We start from the raw sequence: 610 nt of genomic DNA, 5'->3' as shown, positions 1-610 counted from the left end.
CCGCCGACCGCGCGGCGCGCGGCGGCATCAGCCTCGAGGCGGCGCTGGACGAGTACCGCGCCGAATCGGCCCTCGGCGCGCTCACCACGCCCGAGCAGGTGGCCTGGGCCATCGCGCTGCTGCTCGCCCCCGAGGCCGACGCGCTGGCCGGCAGCACGCTGTTCATGGACGCCGGTCGCCGCAAGGGCATGGCCTGAGGCCGGACGCCATCATGCCCATCCTCGAATACCGCCTCACCGCCGGCCGCCACAGCGACGACCAGATCGGCGAATTGCTGCTCGCCTCGGCCCGACTCTATGCCGAGGTGCTGAAGAGTCCGCTGGACCGCGTGCGCGTCACCGCCACGCTGCACCAACCGCAGCATGCGGTGGTGGCCGGCCGGCTGGTCAGCGACGGCGCACCGTCGGCACCGTTCTTCCACTTCCTGGTGCTCGAAGGCCGGCCGCTCGACGAGTGCCAGGCGCTGATCGCCGGCTTCACCGACCTCGTGGTCAGCATCCTCGGCGTGGACCGCAGCCTGGTGCGCGGCGGCTGCTGGCCGATCCCGCCGCAGCTCTGGGGCATCGCCGGCACGCCGGCCAGCGTGATGCGGGCGCAGGAGGTGGCCGCG

General features: G+C 73.8%; 1 protein-coding gene and 1 pseudogene. Both read left to right on the top strand.

The features are described from left to right. Nucleotides 1–197: pseudogene (locus x551_RS23040) on the top strand (short-chain dehydrogenase); the annotation flags it as partial. A gap of 14 nt (nucleotides 198–211) precedes the next feature. Continuing rightward, a partial coding sequence (locus x551_RS23035) for a 4-oxalocrotonate tautomerase (protein ID WP_036252273.1) occupies nucleotides 212–610 on the top strand: 399 nt, incomplete at its 3' end.

The sequence above is a fragment of the Methylibium sp. T29 genome (assembly GCF_000576205.1).
Classification (GTDB): domain Bacteria; phylum Pseudomonadota; class Gammaproteobacteria; order Burkholderiales; family Burkholderiaceae_C; genus Methylibium; species Methylibium petroleiphilum.
This window is presented reverse-complemented; position numbering and strand designations above follow the sequence as displayed.